The sequence below is a fragment of the Stenotrophomonas sp. 1278 genome (assembly GCF_029892765.1).
GTDB lineage: Bacteria > Pseudomonadota > Gammaproteobacteria > Xanthomonadales > Xanthomonadaceae > Stenotrophomonas > Stenotrophomonas indicatrix.
Genome location: NZ_JARXWD010000051.1, coordinates 1 through 2,319, shown reverse-complemented (window position 1 = coordinate 2,319; position 2,319 = coordinate 1). Strand labels below are relative to the sequence as shown.

General features: G+C 70.9%; 2 protein-coding genes. Both read left to right on the top strand.

Annotated elements, in window-relative coordinates:
• The first annotated feature begins 305 nt into the window (after window positions 1-305).
• A complete protein-coding gene (gene panE / locus M2299_RS20655; protein ID WP_280884915.1) occupies window positions 306-1,244 on the top strand; it encodes a 2-dehydropantoate 2-reductase in 939 nt (312 codons plus the stop codon).
• A 4-nt stretch (window positions 1,245-1,248) separates the two neighbouring features.
• Window positions 1,249-2,172, top strand: a complete 924-nt coding sequence (locus M2299_RS20650; protein ID WP_280884914.1) for an NAD-dependent epimerase/dehydratase family protein — start codon at window positions 1,249-1,251, stop codon at window positions 2,170-2,172.
• Window positions 2,173-2,319: the final 147 nt, after the last annotated feature.

Sequence of the window (2,319 nt, the reverse complement as noted above, 5' to 3'; positions counted from 1 at the left end):
GGTATCGGCCGGGCTGCGCCCGGCACCCGCAGAGGCAACGGCTGGAGCAGCGGCAACAGCAACAGCAACAGCGGGGTTGCTGTGGGATGGCGGGGGGGGGGGGGGGGGGGGGGGGGGGGGGGGGGCCGCCCCCGGGGGGGGGGGGCCCCCCCCCCCCCCGGGGGGGGGGGGGGCCCCCCCCCGCCCCCCCCCCCCCCCCGACCCAAACACAGCTTGCGCTTCAAACCACCACGAGGGGCTCAGCCGTTGGCCGCAAACTCCGGCACAATCGCTGCAGTGAATCCCCCAACTGCAGTGAGCGTGCAATGCGTATCCTGATCCTCGGCGCCGGCGGTACCGGCGGTTACTTCGGTGGTCGCCTGGCCCAGGCTGGCGTGGACGTGACCTTCCTCGTGCGCCCCGCGCGCGCCGCGCAGCTGGATCGTGATGGCCTGGTGCTGCGCAGCCCGGTGGGCGATGCCACGTTCCCGGTACAGCACGTCATCGCTGATGCCCTGCCTGCGCTGGCTGCGGACAAGCCGTTCGATCTGGTGATCCTCAGCTGCAAGGCCTACGACCTGGACAGCTCGATCGATGCCATCGCCCCGGCGGTGGGCGCGGGTACCACCGTGCTGCCGATCCTCAACGGCCTGCATCACTACAACGCGCTCGACGCGCGCTTCGGTCGTGACGCCGTGCTCGGCGGGCTGTGCTTCATCAGTGCGACCAAGGCGCCTGATGGCGCCGTGCTGCACCTGGGCAAGCCGGCCAAGCTGACCTTCGGCGAACGCCATGGCGGTGCGATCTCCGCGCGCGTGCAGGCGTTCGCAGCAGCGTGTGCGCAGGCCAATCTCGATCATCTGGCCAGTGAGCACATCGGCCAGGAACAGTGGATCAAGTACACGTTCCTCACCGCGCTGGCGGCGGCCACCTGCCTGCTGCGTGCGGACATCGGCACGATCGTGGCCACCGACGACGGCGACGCCATCGTGCGTGGGCTCTATGACGAATGCCTTGCGGTGGCCGAAGCAGCGGGTGAGCCGGTGCCGCAGGCGGCGCAGGACACCGCGCGTGGCACCCTGACCCAGGCCGGTTCGGCGTTGAAGGCGTCGATGCTGCGCGATCTGGAAGCAGGCCAGCAGGTGGAAGCGGCCCAGATCGTCGGCGACATGCTGGCGCGTGCGCGCGCCGCGGGCCAGGAAGCGTTGCTGCTGCAGGTCGCCTACAGCAGCCTGCAGGCCTACCAGGCCCAGCGCGCGGTGTGATCCGATGAACATGCCTGGCCCGTTGCCGAAGCGCGTACTGATCCTCGGCATGGGCTGGAGTGGCCGCGTGTTGGCCGCGCGCCTTCAGGCCCAGGGCGTACACGTGGAAGGCACGGTGCGCGATCCGGCGTCGGCACCTGACGATGGCCTGCTGCGTCATCAGCTGCGTGCCGACGCCGTGCTTGCCCCGAGCCTGGTCGCTGCGATTGCCCATGCCGACGCAGTGCTGTGCAGCGTTCCTCCCGATGCCGAGGGCGACCCGGCGCTGCGCCTGCTGCGTGCCGCGTTGCGCGACAGCAGTTCACTGCGTTGGCTCGGTTACCTGTCGTCGACCTCGGTCTACGGCGACCGCGACGGTGGCTGGATCAATGAGCACAGCGTGGCCGATGCCACCGGGCCGGCAGGCATGCAGCGTCGCCTCGCCGAAACGCAATGGCGTGCACTGGCGGATGCGCGCGGTATCGCCTCGGCGATGTTCCGCCTGCCGGGCCTCTACGGACCCGGGCGCAACGCGCTGCTGCAGCTGGCGCAGGGCCGCGCACGGCACGTGGTGCGGCCAGGGCTGGTGTTCAATCGCCTGCACGTGGACGACCTGGCTGCGGTGGTGATCGCCGCGATGCAACGCCCCATGGCCAACGCACTGTATCTGCCGAGCGATGACCAACCGGCACCGCCGCAGGATGTACTGGCCTTCGCTGCGCAGCTGGGGTGTTTCGCCATGCCACCCGCCGTGGCTTGGGACGATCCATCAGTGAGCGCGACATTGCGGCGCTTCTACCAGAGCAGCAAGCGCATCGACAGCCGCAGCACGCGCGACGCGCTGGGCTGGACGCCGCGGTTTCCAACGTATCGGGAAGGGCTGACGGATCTTGCCGCTTCGCTCGCCGGGCATGGCCCGGCGCTACCGGATCCGGACGCTCCCCGCTGACGGATATTACCGCTTCGCTCGCCGGGCATGGCCCGGCGCTACCGGATCCGGGCGCTCCCGGCTGACGGGTAGTGCCGGCCGCGGGCCGGCCGCCCGGGTGGCTTTCCGGCCCGCGGCCCGCCCAACCGCTTGGCCCTACGGGCGCGG

Bases quoted from the DNA above. Each gene is read 5' to 3' on its own strand.
- panE (WP_280884915.1), top strand. From the start codon at position 306: ATGCGTATCCTGATCCTCGGCGCCGGCGGTACCGGCGGTTACTTCGGT.
- M2299_RS20650 (WP_280884914.1), top strand. From the start codon at position 1,249: ATGAACATGCCTGGCCCGTTGCCGAAGCGCGTACTGATCCTCGGCATG.